This is a genomic window from Castellaniella hirudinis (assembly GCF_047468865.1).
GTDB lineage: Bacteria > Pseudomonadota > Gammaproteobacteria > Burkholderiales > Burkholderiaceae_B > Castellaniella > Castellaniella hirudinis_A.
Genome location: NZ_JBLGTV010000009.1, coordinates 26,091 through 46,854, shown reverse-complemented (window position 1 = coordinate 46,854; position 20,764 = coordinate 26,091). Strand labels below are relative to the sequence as shown.

19 protein-coding genes are annotated in these 20,764 nt (G+C 65.4%); 9 read left to right on the top strand and 10 right to left on the bottom strand.

All coding sequences use genetic code 11. The features are described 5' to 3' along the window. Nucleotides 1-53 precede the first annotated feature (53 nt). The 6 genes from ACMHYJ_RS11690 to ACMHYJ_RS11665 are packed head-to-tail and all read right to left on the bottom strand — an operon-like array spanning nucleotide 54 to nucleotide 7,415. Nucleotides 54-1,256, bottom strand: a complete 1,203-nt coding sequence (locus tag ACMHYJ_RS11690) for a M24 family metallopeptidase (protein WP_414246347.1) — start codon at nucleotides 1,254-1,256, stop codon at nucleotides 54-56. After that, on the bottom strand, nucleotides 1,253-1,759 hold the full coding sequence (locus ACMHYJ_RS11685; protein ID WP_414246346.1) for a hypothetical protein: 507 nt from the start codon (nucleotides 1,757-1,759) through the stop codon (nucleotides 1,253-1,255). The genes ACMHYJ_RS11690 and ACMHYJ_RS11685 overlap by 4 nt, the downstream gene beginning before the upstream one ends. Further along, nucleotides 1,752-4,706 carry a sarcosine oxidase subunit alpha family protein gene (locus ACMHYJ_RS11680; RefSeq protein ID WP_414246345.1) on the bottom strand — a complete coding sequence of 985 codons (2,955 nt, stop codon included), beginning with the start codon at nucleotides 4,704-4,706 and terminating at the stop codon, nucleotides 1,752-1,754. Before ACMHYJ_RS11680 ends, ACMHYJ_RS11685 begins: the two co-directional genes overlap by 8 nt. Continuing rightward, entirely contained in the window at nucleotides 4,703-4,969 is a 267-nt protein-coding gene (locus ACMHYJ_RS11675; protein ID WP_414246344.1) for a sarcosine oxidase subunit delta, read from the bottom strand. Before ACMHYJ_RS11675 ends, ACMHYJ_RS11680 begins: the two co-directional genes overlap by 4 nt. A gap of 12 nt (nucleotides 4,970-4,981) precedes the next feature. Next, nucleotides 4,982-6,238 (bottom strand): sarcosine oxidase subunit beta family protein, encoded by a 1,257-nt coding sequence (locus ACMHYJ_RS11670; RefSeq protein WP_414246343.1) that lies wholly within the window; start codon nucleotides 6,236-6,238, stop codon nucleotides 4,982-4,984. Nucleotides 6,239-6,248: 10 nt separating this feature from the next. After that, nucleotides 6,249-7,415, bottom strand: coding sequence for a M24 family metallopeptidase (locus tag ACMHYJ_RS11665; RefSeq protein WP_414246342.1), 1,167 nt, complete (start codon nucleotides 7,413-7,415; stop codon nucleotides 6,249-6,251). A 256-nt stretch (nucleotides 7,416-7,671) separates the two neighbouring features. On the opposite strand from ACMHYJ_RS11665, the gene ehuB (ACMHYJ_RS11660) reads away from it, so the two are divergent. From ehuB (ACMHYJ_RS11660) to ACMHYJ_RS11630, 7 genes are all read left to right on the top strand, one after another. Continuing rightward, nucleotides 7,672-8,535: an ectoine/hydroxyectoine ABC transporter substrate-binding protein EhuB gene (ehuB, locus tag ACMHYJ_RS11660; RefSeq protein ID WP_414246341.1), complete on the top strand. Its 864-nt coding sequence runs from the start codon at nucleotides 7,672-7,674 to the stop codon at nucleotides 8,533-8,535. A 71-nt stretch (nucleotides 8,536-8,606) separates the two neighbouring features. Continuing rightward, nucleotides 8,607-9,335, top strand: a complete 729-nt coding sequence (ehuC, locus tag ACMHYJ_RS11655) for an ectoine/hydroxyectoine ABC transporter permease subunit EhuC (RefSeq protein ID WP_414246340.1) — start codon at nucleotides 8,607-8,609, stop codon at nucleotides 9,333-9,335. After that, nucleotides 9,332-9,991, top strand: a complete 660-nt coding sequence (ehuD, locus tag ACMHYJ_RS11650; RefSeq protein WP_414246339.1) for an ectoine/hydroxyectoine ABC transporter permease subunit EhuD — start codon at nucleotides 9,332-9,334, stop codon at nucleotides 9,989-9,991. The genes ehuC (ACMHYJ_RS11655) and ehuD (ACMHYJ_RS11650) overlap by 4 nt, the downstream gene beginning before the upstream one ends. Further along, entirely contained in the window at nucleotides 9,988-10,773 is a 786-nt protein-coding gene (gene ehuA / locus ACMHYJ_RS11645) for an ectoine/hydroxyectoine ABC transporter ATP-binding protein EhuA (RefSeq protein WP_414246338.1), read from the top strand. Before ehuD (ACMHYJ_RS11650) ends, ehuA (ACMHYJ_RS11645) begins: the two co-directional genes overlap by 4 nt. Then, nucleotides 10,773-11,495: a GntR family transcriptional regulator gene (locus tag ACMHYJ_RS11640; RefSeq protein ID WP_414246337.1), complete on the top strand. Its 723-nt coding sequence runs from the start codon at nucleotides 10,773-10,775 to the stop codon at nucleotides 11,493-11,495. Before ehuA (ACMHYJ_RS11645) ends, ACMHYJ_RS11640 begins: the two co-directional genes overlap by 1 nt. Before the next feature lie 82 nt (nucleotides 11,496-11,577). Next, the gene (gene argE / locus ACMHYJ_RS11635) at nucleotides 11,578-12,729 is read left to right on the top strand and encodes an acetylornithine deacetylase (protein WP_414246336.1); all 1,152 of its coding nucleotides are present in this window, start codon (nucleotides 11,578-11,580) and stop codon (nucleotides 12,727-12,729) included. Then, entirely contained in the window at nucleotides 12,726-14,321 is a 1,596-nt protein-coding gene (locus tag ACMHYJ_RS11630; protein ID WP_414246335.1) for a methyl-accepting chemotaxis protein, read from the top strand. Before argE ends, ACMHYJ_RS11630 begins: the two co-directional genes overlap by 4 nt. Before the next feature lie 72 nt (nucleotides 14,322-14,393). Here the strand turns inward: ACMHYJ_RS11630 and ehuA (ACMHYJ_RS11625) are convergent, their stop codons facing one another. The 4 genes from ehuA (ACMHYJ_RS11625) to ehuB (ACMHYJ_RS11610) form a co-directional block, all read right to left on the bottom strand. Further along, nucleotides 14,394-15,164: an ectoine/hydroxyectoine ABC transporter ATP-binding protein EhuA gene (ehuA, locus tag ACMHYJ_RS11625; RefSeq protein ID WP_414246419.1), complete on the bottom strand. Its 771-nt coding sequence runs from the start codon at nucleotides 15,162-15,164 to the stop codon at nucleotides 14,394-14,396. Between the two features lie 161 nt (nucleotides 15,165-15,325). Next, nucleotides 15,326-16,021: an ectoine/hydroxyectoine ABC transporter permease subunit EhuD gene (gene ehuD / locus ACMHYJ_RS11620; protein ID WP_414246334.1), complete on the bottom strand. Its 696-nt coding sequence runs from the start codon at nucleotides 16,019-16,021 to the stop codon at nucleotides 15,326-15,328. A gap of 4 nt (nucleotides 16,022-16,025) precedes the next feature. Beyond that, the gene (gene ehuC / locus ACMHYJ_RS11615) at nucleotides 16,026-16,697 is read right to left on the bottom strand and encodes an ectoine/hydroxyectoine ABC transporter permease subunit EhuC (RefSeq protein ID WP_414246333.1); all 672 of its coding nucleotides are present in this window, start codon (nucleotides 16,695-16,697) and stop codon (nucleotides 16,026-16,028) included. Nucleotides 16,698-16,822: 125 nt separating this feature from the next. Beyond that, nucleotides 16,823-17,683, bottom strand: coding sequence for an ectoine/hydroxyectoine ABC transporter substrate-binding protein EhuB (gene ehuB, locus ACMHYJ_RS11610; RefSeq protein ID WP_414246332.1), 861 nt, complete (start codon nucleotides 17,681-17,683; stop codon nucleotides 16,823-16,825). A gap of 465 nt (nucleotides 17,684-18,148) precedes the next feature. Here ehuB (ACMHYJ_RS11610) and aroG point away from each other — a divergent pair, with 465 nt between their 5' ends. Next, on the top strand, nucleotides 18,149-19,246 hold the full coding sequence (gene aroG / locus ACMHYJ_RS11605) for a 3-deoxy-7-phosphoheptulonate synthase AroG (protein ID WP_414246331.1): 1,098 nt from the start codon (nucleotides 18,149-18,151) through the stop codon (nucleotides 19,244-19,246). Between the two features lie 94 nt (nucleotides 19,247-19,340). After that, a complete protein-coding gene (locus ACMHYJ_RS11600; protein WP_414246330.1) occupies nucleotides 19,341-20,756 on the top strand; it encodes an FAD-binding oxidoreductase in 1,416 nt (471 codons plus the stop codon). Nucleotides 20,757-20,764: the final 8 nt, after the last annotated feature.

Here is a 20,764-nt window from a genome sequence, read left to right as displayed (position 1 = left end):
TTTCCTCCGTGTGAGAGACATCGGCGCGCCCGCCGGGTACGCCGGACGATGGGTCAGCGTTCTATCGGCCCCAGATCGCCCTGGGTCAGGATTTCGGCCCCGGACTCGGTCAGCAGCACGGTGTTGGAGATGAAGTAATCCCCCTGCCCGGTGCCCATGAGCCAGGACAGGACGTGATAGCTCATGCCGGGCTGCATCACCAGGTCGCTGTCGTGGCGCAGCCCGACAACGCGGTTGCCCCCCTGCCAGCTGGGCGGCACGCCAACCCCGACCAGATAGCCGCAGTGGTGGCGGCGGTAATGGGACAGCCCCGCCCGGTCGGCCACGCCCTGCCAGGCCGCGTACACGTCGCGTGCCGGCACGCCGGGCTTGAGCGCCTCGGTGACGGCGTGGAAAGCGTCCTTGCAGACGCCGGCCATGTGGTGGGTTTCACGCGGGGCCGGGCCGAGGTGCACCAGGCGTCCCATGGGCGCGTGGTAGCGGTGCACGCAGCCCGAGAATTCCAGAAACAGCACGTCGCCCCGGCGCAGCGTCCCTTGCCCCCAGGTGCCGTGTTCTTCGCCCAGGCGGCTTTCCGGCCGGATGAACGGGCCGTATCCCGGGTAGCTGCCGCCCGCTTCGACCATGGCCAGATAGCATTGGGCGGCCACCTGGTTTTCCGTGACGCCGTCGTGGATGGCTTCCAGAGTCGCTTTCATCATGGCGTTCGAGACCCGCGCGGCTTCGCGCAGGTAGACCTGCTCGGCCGGGCTCTTGACGTTGCGCAGATCGTCGATCACGTAGTTGAAATCCAGCCATTCCACCCCGGGCAGCCCCGCCTGCAGGGCCTGGCCGAAGCCGAAGGGGAAGCCGGCTGCCCAGGTTTCGAGTCCGACCCGGCGGGGGGCCAGGGCGCGCAGGCAGTCCAGAACCTTGACGGCGATGGATTCGCTGTCTGAATGCCCGACGAAACGGGCATTGTGCACCTGGTTGGTGATGGTGACGACTTCCATGGCGCGGGTGACGATGATCAATTCGCCCTCGATCGGCACCACCAGCATGTGCGGCACATAATAGCCCCAGTGATCCAGGCCGGTCAGGTAGAAGATGTTTTCCGGCGAGGAAACCAGGCACAGATCCAGGCCCTTGCGGGCCATCTCGGCCCGGACTTTCGCCAGCCGTTCCTGATATTCACGGGGTTCAAAAATGTGGTAAGCGGGTGCTGCGGACGTGGCCATGGAAGTCTCCTGAGTATGGCTGTGGGGGTGTGTGTTCATGAACGGTGCATCCAGGGGCCGGCGACTTCCGCCAGCCATTCGGTCAAGCTGCGGGCCAGCGAGCGGGGCGCCAGCAGGTCGATGGCCCGCGGGGCGGCGCGCAGAGCCATGACCGGGACTTTCTGGAATCCGGTCTGCAGGGCGCGTCCCGGCGCGGCGGACGGGGCGTCCCAGTCGATGGCCAGGCACGCGCTCAGGACGTCGAGCACGCGTTCGCCGCTGAGGCGGATGCGCATCCGGCCATCGGGCAGGGCCAGCGTGCAGCCGATGTCCGGGTCGAGGCCGAAGGCGGTATCGTCTGCGTCCAGCAGCCAGCCTCTGCGTGGCGCGATGCGCACGAATGAACGGCTGCCGAGGCTCAGGATTTCGCCCACTTCCGCGGGCGCGGGGACGCCCAGCCAGGATTCGAGCGCCGCCTCGAAGGTGGGGGCGCGGTTCGCCCAACCTTCGATCTGGATGATGGCGCAAGGCTGGATGGACATCTGGAATTCGGTTTCAGGCATGGAGCCGGCTCCCTTCAGGGTCGAGAAACACAGGAGAGACAACGCGTGCGCGGACGCTGTCGCCTTTGATGGTATGCACCGCCACGACTTCCTGGCCGGCCGGTTCCTCCGCGCCGGACAGCAGGCCCAGCCCGATGGATTTCCCCAGGCTGGGGCTCCAGGTCACCGAGGTGATGCGGCCACGGCCATGGCCGCGATGCGCCTCGCCGGGCCCGAACAAAATAGCGCCGCCCGTGAGCCGGCGTCCCGCCTCCAGGCATTCCAGGCCCACCAGGCGCTGGCGAGCCTGGTCTTGCAGGGCGGGGCGGCGGCGCAGTACGTCGCCGACGAAGCCGGATTGCTTGGCCACCATGCGGCCCATGCCCAGGTCGTCCAGCGTGGTGCGGCCGTCGATTTCTGGGCCTGCCGCGTGGCCTTTCTCGATGCGCAGCGCGCCCAGGGCTTCGGTGCCGTAGGGTTTGAGGCCGTGGGGTTCGCCCTTGTCCAGCAGCGCGCACCAGGCCGCCTCGCCCGCGCTGGCCGCGACATAGAGTTCATAGGCGCGTTCGCCCGAGTAGCTGAGGCGCATGATGCGCATCGGCTTGCCGTTGAACTCGCTTTCCAGCACGCCCATGTGGGGCAAGGCGTCGTCCGAGAGGTTCAGTCCTTGGAATGCGTCCGCCAGAATGATCCGGCTGCGCGGGCCGGCAATGGACATGGCCGCCCATTCATCGCTGACCGAAGTGATGGCCACGCGCAGATCCGGCCAAGCCGTGTCCAGCAGGAATTCCAGCCAGGACTGGACCTCGGCGGCCTTGGCCGTCGAGGTGGTCATGAAGAAGTCCTGTTCGCTCAGGCGGGAGGTCGTGCCGTCGTCGAACACCACGCCATCGTCGCGCAGCATGACTCCGTAGCGGGCCCGGCCCACGGGCAGTTTGGCAAAGGCGTTGGCATAGACCCGGTTCAGGAACAGGGCGGCATCCGGCCCTTGCACGGCGATCTTGCCCAGCGTGGAGATATCCATCAAGCCGGCGGCTTCCCGCACGATGCGCATTTCCTGGATGTAGGCCGTGTCGGCATCCGGGCCGGCCGTCCGGTAGTACCAGGGGCGCATCCACCAGCCGACTTCCAGCATGTCGGCCCCGTGGCTCAGGTGCCAGTCATGCAAGGGCGTGCGCCGCACCGGCTTGTAGTGCTGCCCCACGGCGCGGCCCGCCAGCGCCCCGATGGCCACCGGCGTGTAGGGCGGGCGGAAGGTGGTCGTGCCGACGGCCGGCACGGCGGCGCCGCGCAGCGCCGCCATGGCCGACAGGGCGGCGAAGTTGCTGGTTTTGCCTTGATCCGTGCCCATGCCCAGGGTCGTGTAGCGCTTGAGGTGCTCGACGGATTCGTAGCCTTCCCGGTGAGCCAGGGCGATGTCCGCCGCCGTGACGTCCATTTGCAAATCGACGAAAGCCTTGCCGCGAGGCGTCGGCGGGGCCTGGTGGGTGGCGCCATCTGGCTGCCGGGGTGGCAGGTCTGGAAGCGGCGGCGGTTCGGCGGCGGCACGCTGGCCGCAGTAAGCCGCGGCCAGCGTGCCGGCGTCATGGCCGGCTTGCACGATCTGGCGCGTGCAGCATTGCCCGGTGATCGCCCCGGCCGTGAAAACCCCCGCCGGCTGGACACCGGGCACGAAGGCGTCGAGGGCGGCATCGAAGACCGGCTTGCTGCCCTGGTGCGACGTCAGGTGGACTGCGGGCGACCAGCCGGCCGACAGGCCGATCAAATCGCACGCGTGCCAGGCGCGTATCCCCGGGCCTTCGATCCGGGCCGCTTTGACGCCCCGGCTGCCGCGCACGTCGGTCAGGCGTGCTCCGGCGTATACCTGGATGCCCAGCGCCTGGGCTTGCGCCCGTCGCTGGCGGCCCGGCTCGGGGCGGGTGTCGACCAGGGCGACTTCGGCCCCGGCCGCCGCCAGATCGATGGCCGTGTCCCAGCCGCCGTCGTGAGTCGTGTGGATCAGGGCATGGTGGCCGGGCAGCACCGCGTAGCGGTGCAGATAGGCGCGGATCGCCGAGGCCAGCATGATGCCGGGCCGGTCGTTGTTGGCGAAGACCAGGGGTTGTTCGATCGCGCCTGTGGCATAGAGAATGGCCTGGGCATGCAGCAGGATGACGGTCTGGCGCGGCGCGCCGGTGGCGCGGGGCGCGGGATCCTGGCGCTGAATCAGCCCCAGGACATGTCCGTCGTAAGCGCCGAACGCCGTCGTGCGCGGCATCAGCCGGACATTGGGCGTGCCGGCCAGCTCGGTCGTCATCCCGGACAGCCATTGCGCTGCGGGGCCTTCGGAGGGGGCGGCCAGCAATTGGCCGCCCAGGAGAAAATCCTGCTCAATGAGCATGACTCGCGCGCCCCCCCGCGCGGCGGCGCGCGCCGCCGCCAGGCCGGCCGGGCCTGCGCCGACCACGGCCACGTCGGTGAAAGCGTGGCGCACCTCGTAGGCATCGGGGTCGGCCGCCAGGCCGGCACGGCCCAGCCCGGCGGCTTTACGGATGAAATGCTCGTAGAACATCCAGGATCGCCGGGTTGGCCCCATGAAGGTCTTGTAATAGAAACCGGCGGACAGGAAAGGGGCGAACAGGCCGTTGACGCTTTGCAGATCGAGCGCCAGGGATGGCCAGCGGTTCTGGCTGTGGGCCGCCATGCCGTGGGCCAGTTCCAGCTGCGTGGCGGGCAGATTGGGCTCCAGGCGGCCGCCGCTGCCCAGCGAGACTAGGGCATTGGGTTCTTCGGCGCCGGCTGCGTAGATGCCGCGGGGCCGGTGATACTTGAAGCTGCGCCCCACCAGGCGCACGCCATTGGCCAACAGAGCGGAGGCCAGCGTGTCGCCGATCAGGCCCTGCATCGGGCGTCCATCGAAGCTGAATGGCAGGGCCTGGGCGCGGTCGATGCGGCCGCCGGTGGCCAGGCGGTGGACAGGCGTGTTCATGGCGTGGATTTCCTGGCGAAAGAGACAGCATGGATCAGGTGGTTGCGGGTGTCCCGTTGCACGATCAGCCACTGGCGGCAACCCATGACGTGCTGCCAGTATTCAAGATGCGGGCCGGGCTGGTTGTCGCGGACGTAGACGTAGCGATACCAGGCCTCGAAATCGGGGTCGTCGTGGGCGGGCCGGATGCGGGCGGCATCGCCGCCATAGCGGAATTCGTCGTGATCGCGGGCCCCGCAGCAGGGGCATTGAATGCGCAGCATGGACAGGTTTCCTCACTGAAGCCAGGCGAAGGGGCCGACGCCGGCTTCGTCGAGGGTGCCGCCGGTGCGGAAGCGATCCAGGCCGAAGGCGGCATTGAGTGGATGGGAGCGACCGGTGGCCAGCGTGTGGGCAAAGCACCAGCCGGAGGCCGGGGTGGCCTTGAAACCGCCGTAGCACCATCCTCCGTTGAGATAGAGTCCATCGATCGGCGTTGGGCAGATGATGGGGCTGGCATCGGGAGTCATGTCCATGACGCCGCCCCAGTGCCTCAGCAGGCGCACCCGGGAAATGCAGGGCATCAGCGCCACGGCGGCCTCCGCGATGTCGCGCACGATGCCTGGATTGCCCCGCTGGGCATAGGAATCGTAGCCATCCAGACTGCCGCCCAAGACCAGGCCGCCCTTGTCCGATTGGCTGAGGTAGTAGTGGTCGGCCCCATAGGCCACCACATGATCGACCAGGGGTTTGAGCGGTTCGGTGACGAAGGCTTGCAGAACATGGCTTTCGATGGGCAGTTCCAGTCCTGCTTTGTGCCCCAGCACCGAGGTGTGCCCGGCGACCGCCAGTCCGACCCGGCCCGCCGAGATCGGGCCCTGGCTGGTCTGCACGCCGGTGATGCGCTCGCCTGCCCAGAGGAAATCGGTGACCTCGCAATTCTGGATGATATCGACCCCGTGCGCGTCCGCTGCGCGGGCGTAGCCCCAGACGACGGCATCGTGCCGCGCCGTGCCGGCGCGGCCCTGCAGGATTGCGCCGTGGATCGGAAACCGCGCCGTTTCGGAATAGTTCAGGTAGGGCACCAGACGGCGCACGTCGTCGCGCGACAGGATGTCGGCGTCGATGCCGTTCAGGCGCATGACGTTGGCGCGGTGGCTGAAGGCGTCCAGTTGGTCGGCCGAATGGGCTGTCACGATCTGGCCGCGCTGCGAGAACATCACGTTGAAATTCAGCGTCCGGGACAGTTGTTCCCAGAGTTGCATCGAGAACTCATAGAACTGGGTATTGCCATCGAGCAGGTAGTTCGAGCGGATGATCGTGGTGTTGCGGCCGACATTGCCGCTGCCCACATAGCTTTTTTCGATGACGGCCACGTTGCGGATGCCGTGGTTTTCGGCCAGATAGAAGGCGGTGGCCAGGCCGTGGCCGCCCCCGCCGACAATGATGATGTCATACGCCGGTTTTGGCGCGGGCGCGCGCCAGGCGCGTGGCCAGTGCCGGTGGCCGGACAGGGCATTGCGCAACAGGGACAGGGCGGAATAGCGGGACATGGCATTCTCCTCAACGCAGCATGACGCCGCCCGGGGCGCGGTTCAGCACTTCGGGCCCGGAGGGACCCAGCAGGACGGTGTTGGAGACGAAAAAATCGCCCCGCCTGGTTCCCATCAGCCAGGACAGGACGTGGAAACTCATGCCGGCGCGCAGCACGACGTCGCTGTCGCGCCGCAGGCCCGTCACCTTGTTGCCCCCCGTCCAGCTGGGGGGAAAGCCGATGCCGACCAGGTAGCCGCAGTGGTGACGCTGGTAATGCGCCAGCCCGGCGCGATCCACCTGGGCCTGCCAAGCGGCGTAGACGTCCCGGAACCGCGTGCCTTCGCGCATTGCGTCCGTCGCTGCAGCGAAGGCCGTAGCGGCCAGATCGGCCATGGCGCGTGATTCCGGGGCGATGGCGCCGACGTGGATCAGCCGCCCGAGGGGCGCGTGGTAGCGCGCCACGCAGCCTGTCAGTTCCAGGAACACCGAATCGCCGGCGGCGAACCGGTCGCCGCGCCAGGTGGTGTGTTCTTCGCCCAGGCGCCGGGTCGAGCGGATGAACGGGCCGAAGCCGGGGAAAGTCCCTCCCGCCGCCGTCATGGCCTGCTGCGCGCACGCGGCCACGTCGCGTTCGCTGGCGCCTTCGGCGACCGCGTCGATGGCGGCCGTCATCCCGGCGTCCGAGACTCGCGCCGCCGCCCGCATCAGGGCTTGTTCGGCGGGGCTCTTGACCATCCGCAGATCGTCGATCAGGCCCTGCACATCCAGCCAGTCCCGGGCGTGCAGACTGTGTTTGAGCTGTTGCGCCAGTCCGTGGGGCAGGCCCGAGGACCAGGCTTCCAGCCCGATGGTGCCGCAATCCGCGCGCAACACCCTCAGTGCGGCGTCGGCTACGGTCTCGTGATCGGCGTGGCCTTCGAAGCGGGCATTGCGCACCTGGTGGGCGATGGTGACGCGCTCCATGGCGCGCGTCGCCAGCACCAGCTCACCCTCGGCGGGCACCACCAGCAGGTGCGGTGCGAAATAGCCCCAATGATCCAGGCCGGTCAGCCAGAAGATGTTTTCGGGGCTTGAGACCAGCAGGGTATCGACGCCCAAGTCCCGCATTTTCGCCCGGACGGTAGCCAGACGACCGGCAAATTCCTCGGGTTCGAAATAGGGCGCGGTCGGCTCTCGGCAATCTGTGAGATGCATGGTTTTTCCTGTGTTGAAACGATATTCCGACGATTAGGGGGGATTCAACTGGAACTGCTTAGTTGTATTCAACTGTGCAGAGTATAGGAGTTGCTTGTGGATAAAATCAATGGATTAGTCATTTATATTAGGTTTTTCACCTAGTGTTGTGCACAACCGTTGCGTTGGCAGGCAAAAAATGCGATGCTTCGACTAAGCCGTCACCAGATCAAGCGCTGGATCATGCGGCCCGCTAAAAAACATCAGGAGGAAGACAATGAAACATGTTGTATGGACGCGGCGCATGCTGCTGAGTCTGGGCGCCTCGCTGGCCTTGCTGGGTTCCGCCAGCACGGTCGTCATGGCGCAAACCACGCTGGAACGCGCCCAGGCCGACGGCTTTATCCGCGTCGGTTTTGCCAATGAAGCCCCATTCGGTTTTGCCACCCCGGATGGCAAGCTCACGGGCGAATCCCCCGAGGTCGTCAAGGCCGTGCTGGCCCGCATGGGCATCAAGCAGGTCGATGGTGTGCTGACCGAATTCGGTGCGCTGATCCCTGGGCTGAAGGCCGGCCGCTTCGACATCATCGCCGCCGGCATGTTCATCAACCCGAAGCGTTGCGCCGAAATCAACTTCTCCGAGCCTTCCTATGGGATTGGCCAGTCCATGCTGGTGCCCAAGGGCAATCCGAAAGGCATCAAGGACTATGCCTCCATCAAGGATGACCCGGCCCTCAAGCTGGCCGTCATGGCGGGGGCGGTGGAAGTCGGCTACGCCAAGGACGCCGGCATCGGCCTGAAGCAGCTGGTCATGCTGCCTGATCAGTCTAGCCTGGTGGCCGCCGTCCAGTCGGGTCGCGCGGATGCTGCGGCCCTGACCGCCCTGTCTATCGCCAATATGGCCTCGAAGGCTGATGGCGTCGAAGCTACGCAGCCTTTTGGGGAAGTGGCTGGCAAGTCCGTCAAGGGGCATGGCGGCTTTGGCTTCCGCAAGGAAGACAAAGACCTGCTCGATGCATTCAATGCCGAACTGAAGCAGTTCCTCGGCTCGCCGGAGCACATTGCGCTGGTCGAACCGTTTGGCTTCGGCAAAGACTACCTGCCCAACAAGACCACGGCCGAACTCTGCGCCGGTGAATAATCCGTTTGCCGCCGGGCCGGTGCCTGCCGCACCCGGCCCGGCGGTATCCTCAACCCGAAAATGGAAAGCGGATGACGATCAGTTCTCTCGGTGGCATGTTGCTGGCCACCCTGGCCATACTCATCTTCCTGTCCACGCGCAGCGACTACAGCGTGTTTCTCCCCGGTTTGCTCGACGGGGTCGTGCTGACGCTGCAGATCACGGCCTGGGGCATGTTGCTGGCCGTGTCGATGGGCGTCCTGGCCGCCCTCGCGCGCCTGTATGGCCCGGGGCCCTTGCGCTGGCTGGCCATTGTCTACGTTGAAATCTTCCGCGGCACGTCCGCTCTGGTGCAGCTGTTCTGGCTGTTTTTCGTGTTGCCGCAGTTCGGCGTCATGCTGGATGCCTTCACGGTGGCGGTGCTGGCGCTGGGCCTGAACATCGGCGCCTATGGGTCGGAAGTCGTGCGCAGCGCCATCCAGGCCGTTCCCAAGGGGCAATGGGAAGCCACCATCGCCTTGAACATGAGTTTCGCGCATACGCTCCGGCGCATCATTCTGCCGCAGGCGTTCGTGGCCATGATTCCCCCGTGGGGCAATCTGTTCATCGAATTGCTGAAATCCACCGCGCTGGTGTCGCTGATCACCCTGGGCGACCTGACCTTCAAGGCGCAGCAGCTTAATCAGACCACCCTGAAAACCGTGCCGATCTTCGTGCTTGTCCTGCTGCTGTACCTGGTCATTTCCCTGGTCATCACCATCGGCATGCGCGTGCTTGAAAAACGGGCTGCCAAAGGGCTGTCCCGCGGGAGGGCCGCATGATGTGGGATTGGTCTTTTACTGTCGAAATCCTGCCGATGCTGGCGGAAGCCGCCGTCATCACCATCCAGGCCACGGTGCTGGGCTTCATCATGGCGGCCGTGCTGGGGCTGGTCGTGGCGGTCTTGCGCATCGCGTTCCCCCGATCCAACCTGATCCTGTCCATCCTGGTGGAATTCATCCGCTCCACGCCGCTGCTCATCCAGATTTTCTTTATTTTCTTCGTGTTCCCGAAATTCGGCTTGGTGCTGGACGGCTTTACCGCGGGCGTCCTGGCGATCGGCCTGCACTACGCCGCGTATTGTTCGGAAGTCTACCGGGCCGGCTTCGCCAGCGTGCCCCGCGGGCAATGGGAAGCCAGCATCGCCCTGAACCTGCCGCTGAAGACGACGCTCCTGGACATCATCATCCCGCAGGTCATCCCGCCCATCGTCCCGATGCTGGGCAATTACCTGGTGGCCCTGTTCAAGGAAACCCCGCTGCTGTCCGCCATTGCCGTGCTCGAACTGATGCAGACGGCCAAGATCATTGGCTCGCAGTCCTTTCGCTACACTGAACCCATTACCCTGGTCGGCCTGTTTTTCCTGGTCATGAGCCTGGCCTCGGCCGCGCTCATCCACCTTGTCGAACGCCGGCTCAACCGGAGACCCGCCCCATGACCGATGCCGCCGCCCCCATGATCCGCTTTGAGAATGTCTCCAAACGCTACGGCCCGCTGACCGTGCTGGACGGCCTGAACCTGGACATCGCCCGGGGAGAAAAAGTCTCCATCATCGGGCCTTCCGGTTCGGGCAAGACCACGGTGCTGCGCATGCTCATGACGCTCGAAGACATCGACGACGGCGTCATCTGGGTCGAAGGCGAACCGCTGACCCACATGCTGAAGGACGGCAAGCTGATCCGGGGCAATCTGGCCCATGTCCGGCGGGTTCGCTCGAAGATCGGCATGGTCTTTCAGTCCTTCAATCTGTTTCCGCACATGACCGCCCTGGCCAACTGCATCGAAGCGCCCATCAAGTCGCTGGGCATGCGCAAAGCCGACGCCCAGGCGCGCGCGGCGGAGCTGCTCGATATGGTGGGCCTGTCCCAGAAAAAAGATCACTACCCCGCCCAGTTGTCGGGCGGCCAGCAGCAGCGCGTCGCCATCGCCCGGGCGCTGGCCATGCGGCCCAAGATCATGCTGTTCGACGAGGTCACGTCCGCCCTGGATCCCGAACTGGTCGGCGAAGTGCTGCAGGTGATCCGCCGGATCGGCCGGGAACATGACCTGACCATGCTGATGGTCACGCACCAGATGGGGTTCGCCAAGGAATTTTCCGACCGCGTCTGCTTTTTCTACCAGGGAAAAATCTGCGAACAAGGCACGCCCGATGCCTTGTTCGGCGCCCCCCGGAACGAGCGCACTCAGCAGTTCCTGAGCGCGGTGCTGGAGGCGGGCTGATGGCTGATTCCCAAACCGAAACCGCGCCCGGGCCGGGCCATCCGCATTCGCCTTCGGCGAAAGAGCGGCATGAGCGCATGTACCAGCTGCTGCGCGACCGCATCTATTTTCTCGATTATGCGCCGGGCTGCGTCCTGTCCGAGGTCGAGCTCGCCCAGGAATTCGAAGTCAGCCGTACCCCCTTGCGCCGGGTGCTGTCCCGGCTTGAGGCCGAGGGCCTGGTTCAATCCGTGCATGGCGTCGGCACGATAGTCACCGACGTCGACATCGAGGCGCTGCAGCAGGTCTACCAGTTGCGCATGGAACTGGCCGAATTGCTGGGCCGGCTGTGTCCGGTGCCGCGCACCCCGGAAGACCTGGATCGCATCCGCGAACTGATCCAGCGCTGCGACCGGGCCATGCAAGCCCCGGATCAGGTGACGTTCCTGCGTTTGAACATGCAGTTTTTCCAAGAGGTCACGGCCTTGACGGGCAACCTGCCCCTGCGCGAAGTCAGCGAGCGGCTGTATTTCCAGGTGTCCCGGGTGGTGCTGAAAATGATGCCGCAGCTGGGGCTGCAGGATGAGTTCAAGGCATTCCATCGTGAAATGACCGATATCCTCGCTGCGGCGGAAATCGGCGATTGGGCGGCGATCGGTTTGATCCGGCGGGCGCATATCTCCATGAGTTTCATGCGGATGATGCGCCACCGGGTTCGGGCCGATGACGACGCCGGCGCCTGACCCCCGAACCGGGCCGTGCCCGCCGCGGTGCGCAAGCCACACCTTCTGCCTATATAGACAATGTAGATAATGGAGCCGCCTCATGATGCCTCAATCGCTGGACATGATTACCCGGTTGGTCGGGTTCGATACCGTGTCCCGTCACTCGAATCTCGATCTGATCCATTTCGTCCGCGACTATCTGGCGGCGCAAGGGGTCGCCAGCCAGTTGGTGGAAAGCCCGGCGGGCGACAAGGCGAATCTGTTCGCCACCGTGGGCCCGCAGGTCGAGGGCGGGATTGTCTTGTCCGGGCATACGGATGTCGTGCCGGTCGATGGCCAGCCTTGGGAGACCGACCCGTTCACGGTGACTGAAAAATCGGGCCGCCTGTATGGCCGCGGCACCTGCGACATGAAGGCCTTCATCGCCGTGGGCCTGGCCATGGTGCCGCGGATGCTGCAGGCCGGGCTGCGGCGTCCGGTGCATTTCGCCCTGAGCTACGACGAAGAAGTGGGCTGCACCGGGGCGCCGCCGATGATCGCCCGGCTGGCGCGTGAAATCGCCCGGCCGGCGGCGGTCATCGTCGGCGAGCCCAGCAGCATGAAGCCCATCATGGCGCACAAGGGGCTGGCGCCGGTGCGCACCACGGTCATCGGGCACGAGGCGCATTCAAGTCAAATCCAGCGAGGGGTGAGCGCCGTCATGACTGCCGCCCGCCTGATCACCTTCCTGGATGACCTGATGGCTGAGAACAAAGCCCATGCCGACCCCGATTGCCCTTTTGTGCCGCCCTATACCACCTTGCATGTCGGGGTGGTGCACGGCGGGACGGCGGTCAACATCATCTCCCGCGAATGCAGCTTCACGTGGGATTGCCGGGCGCTGCCCGGCGACAGCGTCCAGCGCTACCTGGACAAGTTCCGGGCGTATTGCGACAGCCTGCTGCCCGCCATGCGGGCCATCGCCCCCGAGTCGTCGATCACCACCGAACTGCTGGCCGACGCGCCGCCGCTGACCAGCGACGGAGATGATACCGCCCAGCGGCTGGCCATGCGGCTGACCGGCAGCAGCGCCTGCGGCGTCGTGCCCTACGCCACAGAAGGCGGGCAGTTCCAGGCGCGCGGGTTCTCGGTGGTCGTCTGCGGCCCCGGCTCGATCGACCAGGCGCACCAGCCCAATGAATACATCGAGATTGCCCAGGTCGAGGCCTGCGAGGCTTTCATGGAAAACGTCATCGCCCATTGCGCATCATGAAAAACCTGAAAATCGGCACGCGGCTGGCCCTGGGTTTCGGCGCGATCATCGTGTTGCTGGCCGTGCTGTCCGGCATCGGCTTCTGGCGCATTCTGGATGGCAATGCCGCCAGCGCCAATCTGCGCGGACGCCAGGACATCAACACTTTGGTGCTGCAGTGGGCGCGCCAGGCGCAGGACAACATCAGCCTGGCCCTGGGGGCCGCCAACATGAGCGACCCGGATGCCCGGGAACAGGCCGAAGTGGCGCTTGCCCAATCCGACGCCCTCATCATGGCGGCCCGCGAGGCGTTGGCCGCGCATCAGGCACGCCCGGAATTCGTGGCATTGCTCGATCAGGCCGGCGCCACCCAGGACGCCTTTTTCGCGGGCCGCAAAAAGGCCTTCGACGACCTGAAAGACTGGGAATTCACTCGGGCCAATGAATTCTTCAACCACGATATGCCTCAGTTGAGCAAAACCCTGATCCAGCAAGTGGATCAACTGGCGCGCTATCAGCAAGGGCTGATCAACGGCATCAACCAGGAAACCCAGGCGTCCAATCAGCTGGGGCTGATGATTCTGGCGGCGGCCTCGCTGCTGGCGCTGCTGATCAGCCCCTTGCTGGCCTGGCGCACCACCCGCAGCATCACCCGTCCGCTGCGCCGCGCCATCGGCCTGGCCGAAGCCGTGGCCCGGCGCGACCTCAGCCACCAGGTGCGCGCCACCGGCCGCGATGAAGTCGGCCAGCTATTACGCGCCCTGGCGTCGATGGCCGACCACCTGCGCCACACCGTCAGCGACGTGCGCGGCGGGGCCGAATCCATCGCCTCGGCCGCCCATGAAATCTCCGCCGGCAACCTGGATCTGTCCTCGCGCACCGAACAACAGGCCAGTTCCCTGGCGCAGACCGCCGCCACCATGGAAGAAATCACCGCCACCGTGCGCCAGAACGCCGACAACACCCAGCAGGCCAACAGCCTGGCCGCCGCCGCCGCGAAAACCGCCGCCGACGGCGGCGACATGGTAGCCGAACTGGTCGCCACCATGGGTGAAATCAACAGCAAGTCCCAGCAAGTGGCCGACATCATCAGCGTGATCGACTCCATCGCCTTCCAGACCAACATCCTGGCGCTCAACGCCGCCGTCGAGGCCGCCCGCGCCGGCGAACAGGGCCGCGGCTTTGCCGTGGTCGCCGCCGAAGTGCGCGCCCTGGCCCAGCGCTCGGCCGGCGCCGCCAAAGAAATCAAAGACCTGATCGACTCATCGGTCGAAACCACCACCAAGGGCAACGACCAGGCCGCCCACGCGGGCGACACCATGCAAGCAATCGTCACCAGCATCAACCGCGTCACCGACATCATGGGCGAGATCAACGCCGCCAACCGCGAACAGACCACCGGTATCGAGGAAATCAATTCCGCCATCACGCAGATGGACGGCGTCACTCGGCAAAACGCCAGCCTGGTCGAAGAATCCGCCGCCGCCGCCACCAGCCTGCGGGCCCAGGCCGACCACCTGGCCAGCCTGGTCGCCACCTTCAACCTGGGCGATCCAGTGGGGGAGGGGCACCGCGCGGGCCGGCTGAGGCTGGGGCTGGTTCCTTTCCGATAATGGTTTTCTGGGCGGCAAACGTCCACAGGATCTGCTGGTGACGGCCCCCAATCGGGTGGTCAAGGCCGCGCTTCAGCGGCCGCCCTGGCGGGCAGCCATGAAATTTTTCAAAAAGTCCTGCGTGCGCGCTTCCTGCGGATGATTGAATATGACTTCCGGGGAAGCCTGCTCCACCACCACCCCTTTGTCGAAAAAGCATACGCGGTCGGAAATCTGTCGGGCGAATTCCATTTCGTGGGTCACCAGCAGCATGGTCAGGTCGTGTTCTTCGGACAGCCGCTGGATGACGCTCAACACCTCGCCCACCAGTTCGGGGTCCAGCGCGGAGGTCGGTTCGTCGAACAGCATGATGTTGGGTCGGGTCGCCAGGGCGCGGGCAATCGCCACGCGCTGCTGCTGGCCGCCGGACAATTGGCTGGGGAATTTCTCCGCGTGCTCGGTCATGCCCACCAGATCCAGATATTCAAAAGCCCGCCGCCGGGCTTTTTCGCGTGACAGACCCAGCACGTGGATCGGCGACTCGGTGACATTGCGCAGCACCGTCATGTGGGGAAACAGGTTGAACTGCTGGAACACCATGCCCATTTCCTTGCGCATGCGCCGCAGGTGGGCTTCGCTGGCCGGCGCAATCCCGCCCCCCTCACGGTATTCGTGCCATAGCGGCTGGCCCGCCACGTGGATCAGGCCGTCGTCGATGGTTTCCAGCGTCATCAGGATGCGCAGCACGGTGGATTTGCCCGAGCCGGACGGCCCGATGATGGTGACCTTTTCACCTTTGGCGACCTGGAAATCCAGCTGATTCAGCACCGTGGCCGCACCGAAGCGCTTGACGACCTTGTCCATCGTGATGATGGCGGATGTGGCGGATGTGGTGGATGTGGTGGATGTGGTGGATGTGGTGGATGTGGTGGATGTGGCGGATGTGGCGGACAGGGTTGACGAAGACCGTGAAGTGGATGCGGCCGACGAAGCGGATGCGGGAGTGAATATCATGACGGTTCCTTTCAGCCGCGCAGGGGAATGCCATGCTTGGGCAGGTGTTTGTCCAGATAGCGCACCCCGGCGGATGCCGCCAGGGTAAGGATCAGGTAAAGCCCGCCGACCATCGTCAGCGGCACCATATAGTTGAAGCTGCGGTCGCCGATGATGCGGGCCACGTTCAGCATCTCCAGCACCGAGACCACCGACAGCACCGGCACGTCCTTCATGATGGACACCAGGTAATTGCCCAGGGCGGGAATGATGCGCGGGATGGCCTGGGGCAGGATGATGACGGCAAAGGTTCGCAGCGGCGAAATATCCAGGGCGCGGGCGGCTTCGGTCTGCCCGTGAGCGATGGATTCCAGCCCTGCGCGGTAGACCTCGGACATATAGGCGCTGTACTGCACCCCCAGGGCCAGGGCGCCGGTCAGGAAGGCGGGCAGCACCAGGCCATATTCGGGCAGCACGTAGTACAGAAAAAACAACTGCACCAGCAGCGGCGTGTCGCGCAGGAATTCTGTCAGCAGGCGGGCCGGCCAGGCGATGAGCTTCAGGCGGGCGCTTTTCAGGGCGGCCAGAACCAGGCCCAGCGCCGCCCCGACGACAAAGCCCAGCAGGGTGGCCTGGATGGTGACCCCCATGCCGCGCAGCAGAATCGGCAGGATGGACCAGGCGAAGGCCCAGTCGTTGGCGGTGTTCCATTCAATCCCGAATAGCATGGGGTCAAGTCCTCCGGCTGCGCCAGCGGCCGACGCGCCATTCCAGAATGCGCATCGCGCCCGCCAGCACCAGGGCCATGCCGAAATACATCAGCAGCAGCAGGGTATAGACGGGGACACTGTCCTGGGTGAAATTACGGATGCGTTCGGCCTGGAAGGCCATGTCGCCCAGGCCGATCAGGGACACCAGGGCGGTGTCCTTCAGGTTTTGCACGGCCAGGTTGCTGAAGCTGGGCAGCATTTCCGGGATGGCCTGGGGCAGCGCGATGCGCCACAGGGTTTGCCGGGGCGTGAAGTCCAGTGCCTTGGCCGCTTCATATTGCGTGTGCGGCACCGCCTGGATCGCGCCGCGCACCACTTCGGCCCCGTAGGCGCCGATGTTCAGGCTCAGGGCCAGCGTGCCCGCCACCACCGGCGGCAGGCGCAGGTCGATGCCCAGGGCCAGGCCCAGCACGGGCAGGGCGAAGAACAGCCAGAACAGCTGAACCAGCAGCGAGGTGCCACGGAAGATTTCGATCAGGGCGATGGATGCCCAGCGGCAGGGCAGGCTGCGCGACAGCCGGCCCAGGCCCAGCAGAAAGGAAAACAACGCCCCCAGCAGGGTGGAATACGCCGTCAGCGCCGCCGTGACGCCAGCCCCCGCCAGCAGGGGGTTCAGGTAATCAAGCCAGTCCATGGATCAGCACGCCGTCCGCCCGGCGGGCGCGCTGCGGAGCGCGCCAGTCAGGCGCGATGGATGACGGCCCGGGTGGGGCCGCCCGGCGGATGCGCCGGCGCGCGGCCGTACCGGCGCCGGCTGGTTCAGCCCTGGCACAATTGGGCCGTGGTGCGGGCGAAGGATTGCGTGGCATCTTCTTCGGAAAAGCCGTACTGCGTCAGGATCTGCTTCCAGGCGTCGGTCTGCTTGAATTTGGCCAATTCCTGGTTCACGGCCTTGCGCAGGGCTTTCGAGTCCTGGGCGAAGGTGAAACCGCCCCAGCTGCGCACGGGTACGCCATCGACCACCGGGTCTTTGAATTCGGCGGCGGCTTCGACCTTGCCTTTGCCTTTTGCGGCCAGTTGGCTGACCGTCAGGCTGGTGGCCGCATAGCCGTCCGCCCGGCCGGTGGCCACCGTGGAAATCGCGTCCGCGTTGCTGGCGATGGTGACGATCTGGTCTGCGGGGACGCCCAGAGCCTGCAGCATTTCCAGTTGATCCGCCCCGGCCATGATGGCGATCTTGTGGCCGGATTGGGCGAACGTCGCGTAGTCGTGCAGGTTTTCGGGATTGCCCTCGGCCACGAGCAGGCCTTCGCCGTAAGAGCTGTCCGGTTCGGAAAAGCCGACTTGCTGGCAGCGTTGCGGCAGGATGGCCATTTCGGCCGCCACGACATCGTAGCGATCCGCTTGCAGGCCCGGAATCAGCGACCCGAAGCTGGTTGTGGTCCATTGGATGTTCTGGATGCCCAGCGCGTCGGCGATGTGCTGGATCACGTCGGGGCCGACGCCTTTGGCCTGGCCGTCCAGATCCATGTAGCCGTAGGGGATTTCATTGGCCACGGCCACCCGCAGGGTGCCCGACTGCTGGATTTCCGCCAGATCGGCTGCTTGGCTGCCGCCCGCCAGGCCCAATGCGGCGAGGGTCGCCGCGGCCAGGAAGCCGTTTTTCAGTGTCTTGTTCATCTCGGGTCTCCAGATGGATTTGTTCCAGAATGGTTCATATAAGAATCATCAATTATAGAATGATTTGAATGCAAATCAATTGAAGGCAAATGATAGCCGCTCCTTAATCGCACAAGACTCTAAACCGTGCAAGGCCCCCAACCGCGCAAGGCTATCGGCCGCTCCAGGCTGTCGACGCCGTCGAGGCTGCTCAAGCTTGTCAAGGCTGTCCAAGTGATCAAGTTTGCCAAGCTTTCAAGCCTGTCAAGCTGTCAAAGCCTTGCTCGATGCCCTGGGTTATGCTAGGATCAGTCAATGAACGCGAATTCCTACTTCTTTTATTTTTTTACTTTTCCAACGCCGCTGGTGGAGGAAGGGAATCGCTGTACATCCAAGTAGTCAACAAATTCCCCAAAAGCCGCCGGCGCAGCCAGGCGGCTTTTTTGTTGTCGCCTGGATGGCTGGATACCTCATTGGAGTCACACCGTGTCACACAATACCGACGATATACGCATCCGAGAAATCCGCGAACTCGCGCCGCCGGCGCACGTCATGCGCGAATTTCCCTGCACCTCCGCCATTTCCCACACCGTCCACGACGCCCGGCAGGCCGTGCACAAGATGCTGCAAGGCCAGGATGACCGCCTGGCCGTCGTCATCGGGCCGTGCTCCATCCACGATACGGCGGCGGCCCTGGAATACGCCCGCCGCCTGGCCGAACAGCGCCCGCGCTTTGCCGCCGACCTGGAAATCATCATGCGGGTGTATTTCGAAAAGCCGCGCACCACAGTGGGTTGGAAAGGCCTGATCAACGATCCGGGCCTGGACGGCAGCTTCGACATCAACCAGGGCCTGCGCACCGCCCGCGAACTGCTGATCGACATCAATGCCCTGGGCCTGCCCGCCGGCACCGAGTTTCTCGACATGATCACCCCGCAGTACATCGCCGACCTGGTGTCCTGGGGGGCCATCGGGGCGCGCACCACCGAAAGCCAGGTGCACCGCGAACTGGCCTCCGGCCTGTCCTGCCCGGTGGGGTTCAAGAACGGCACCACCGGCGACACCCGCATCGCCATCGACGCCCTGAAGGCCGCCGCCAATTCGCATTACTTCCTGTCGGTCACCAAGGGCGGCCACTCGGCCATCGTGGCCACGCGCGGCAACCAGGATTGCCACGTCATCCTGCGCGGCGGCAAGGCCCCCAACTACCAGGCGGAATTCGTCCAGGCCGCCGCCGAGTCCCTGGAAAAATTCGGCATGCCGGCCCGCATCATGGTGGACGCCAGCCATGCCAACAGCCACAAGGACTACACCCGCCAGCCCGAAGTCATCGAAGACATCTGCCAGCAGGTGGAAGCCGGCGACACGCGCCTGTTCGGGGTGATGATCGAAAGCCATCTGGTCGGCGGCCGCCAGGATCTGGTGCCGGGCCGCACCCTGGTGTATGGCCAGAGCATCACAGACGGCTGCGTCGATTGGGACACTTCGGTGGCGCTGCTCGAACGCCTGGCCGCCGCCGTGCAGACGCGTCGCCAGCGGCTGGCCGCCGCGGCGGGGGCGCGGGCCGTGGGCAGCGAGGCCTGACCCGGCGGGGCGTGCCGGCTTTCCGCCCGCAGGGCGGGCAGCCGGGTAGAATCAAAGGGTTTTCCGGTTTTCACGGGCCATTTCAGGATCATTGATGGACACATTGCATCTGGCACAGCAGCCCCGGCCGATTCCGGCAGGGTTCATTCAGGCGCTGCGGGATCATTTCGGCGACCGCTGCGCCACCGCCCTGTCCGTGCGCGAGCACCACGGCCGCGATGAATCGCCGTACCCGGTCATGCCGCCCGATGCCGTGGTCTATGCCCAGTCGGTGGATGACGTGTCCTGGGTGGCGCGTCACTGCCATCGCCACGGGGTGGCCCTGATCCCGTTCGGCGCGGGGTCTTCCCTCGAAGGCCACATCCTGGCGGTGCAGGGCGGGGTGTGCCTGGATTTGTCCCGCATGAACCAGATCCTGCGGGTGCATGCCGAAGACTTCACGGCCACCGTGCAGGCCGGCGTCACACGCAAGCAGCTCAACGACGCCCTGCGCGATACCGGCCTGTTCTTTGCCATCGACCCCGGCGCCGACGCCAGCCTGGGCGGCATGGCGGCCACCCGCGCATCGGGCACCAATGCCGTGCGCTATGGCACGATGCGCGACACCGTCATGTCCCTCAAAGTCGTCACTGCCGATGGCCGGGTCATCACCACCGCCAACCGGGCGCGCAAATCATCCGCCGGCTACGACCTGACCCGCCTGTTCGTGGGCAGCGAGGGCACCTTGGGCATCATCGTCGAGGTCACGGTGCGGCTGTATCCCCAGCCCGAGGCGGTTTCGGCGGCCATCTGCAACTTCCCCGACCTGGATGCCGCCGTGCGCAGCGTCATCGACGTCATCCAGATGGGCGTTCCCGTGGCGCGGGTCGAATTCATGGATACCGGGGCGGTGCGTGCCACCAACCAGTACAGCCACCTGAGCCTGCACGAATCCCCCTTGCTGCTGTTTGAATTCCACGGCAGCCCCGCCGGGGTGCGCGAACAGGCCGAAACCGTGCAGCAGATCACGCAGGAACACGGCGGGATGGACTTCGAATGGGCCGAGCGCCCCGAAGACCGCAGCCGCCTGTGGATCGCCCGGCACAATGCCTATTTCGCCGGCCTGGGCCTGCGCCCGGGATGCCGATCCAGCACCACGGATGTCTGCGTGCCGATCTCCCGCCTGGCCGAATGCGTGGGCGATACCGCGCGCGAGCTGGATGCGGCCGCCTTTCCCTATACCATCGTGGGCCATGTGGGCGACGGCAATTTCCATGTGCTGATGCTGCTCGACCCCGATAACCCGGCCGAATGGGCCGAGTCCGAGGCCCTCAATCAGCGCCTGGTGCAGCGCGCCATCGACATGGACGGCACCTGCACCGGCGAGCACGGCATCGGCCTGCACAAACAGGCCTTCATGCGGGCCGAGCACGGCGACGATGCGCTGGCGGTCATGCGGGCGCTGAAAGCCGCGCTGGACCCGCTGGACATTCTCAACCCGGGTAAGATGTTGCCTTTGCCGCCCGCCTGAACCCCAAT

Excerpts from the sequence above, each read along its gene's own strand:
- argE (WP_414246336.1), top strand. The coding sequence starts at position 11,578 with ATGATGCCTCAATCGCTGGACATGATTACCCGGTTGGTCGGGTTCGAT.
- ehuA (WP_414246419.1), bottom strand. The coding sequence starts at position 15,164 with ATGGACAAGGTCGTCAAGCGCTTCGGTGCGGCCACGGTGCTGAATCAG.
- ACMHYJ_RS11675 (WP_414246344.1), bottom strand. The coding sequence starts at position 4,969 with ATGCTGCGCATTCAATGCCCCTGCTGCGGGGCCCGCGATCACGACGAA.
- ACMHYJ_RS11670 (WP_414246343.1), bottom strand. The coding sequence starts at position 6,238 with ATGTCCCGCTATTCCGCCCTGTCCCTGTTGCGCAATGCCCTGTCCGGC.
- ACMHYJ_RS11685 (WP_414246346.1), bottom strand. The coding sequence starts at position 1,759 with ATGCCTGAAACCGAATTCCAGATGTCCATCCAGCCTTGCGCCATCATC.
- ehuC (WP_414246340.1), top strand. The coding sequence starts at position 8,607 with ATGACGATCAGTTCTCTCGGTGGCATGTTGCTGGCCACCCTGGCCATA.
- ACMHYJ_RS11600 (WP_414246330.1), top strand. The coding sequence starts at position 19,341 with ATGGACACATTGCATCTGGCACAGCAGCCCCGGCCGATTCCGGCAGGG.
- ehuD (WP_414246334.1), bottom strand. The coding sequence starts at position 16,021 with ATGCTATTCGGGATTGAATGGAACACCGCCAACGACTGGGCCTTCGCC.
- ehuB (WP_414246341.1), top strand. The coding sequence starts at position 7,672 with ATGAAACATGTTGTATGGACGCGGCGCATGCTGCTGAGTCTGGGCGCC.
- ehuB (WP_414246332.1), bottom strand. The coding sequence starts at position 17,683 with ATGAACAAGACACTGAAAAACGGCTTCCTGGCCGCGGCGACCCTCGCC.
- ehuD (WP_414246339.1), top strand. The coding sequence starts at position 9,332 with ATGATGTGGGATTGGTCTTTTACTGTCGAAATCCTGCCGATGCTGGCG.
- ehuA (WP_414246338.1), top strand. The coding sequence starts at position 9,988 with ATGACCGATGCCGCCGCCCCCATGATCCGCTTTGAGAATGTCTCCAAA.
- ehuC (WP_414246333.1), bottom strand. The coding sequence starts at position 16,697 with ATGGACTGGCTTGATTACCTGAACCCCCTGCTGGCGGGGGCTGGCGTC.
- ACMHYJ_RS11640 (WP_414246337.1), top strand. The coding sequence starts at position 10,773 with ATGGCTGATTCCCAAACCGAAACCGCGCCCGGGCCGGGCCATCCGCAT.
- ACMHYJ_RS11665 (WP_414246342.1), bottom strand. The coding sequence starts at position 7,415 with ATGCATCTCACAGATTGCCGAGAGCCGACCGCGCCCTATTTCGAACCC.
- ACMHYJ_RS11680 (WP_414246345.1), bottom strand. The coding sequence starts at position 4,706 with ATGAACACGCCTGTCCACCGCCTGGCCACCGGCGGCCGCATCGACCGC.
- ACMHYJ_RS11630 (WP_414246335.1), top strand. The coding sequence starts at position 12,726 with ATGAAAAACCTGAAAATCGGCACGCGGCTGGCCCTGGGTTTCGGCGCG.
- ACMHYJ_RS11690 (WP_414246347.1), bottom strand. The coding sequence starts at position 1,256 with ATGAACACACACCCCCACAGCCATACTCAGGAGACTTCCATGGCCACG.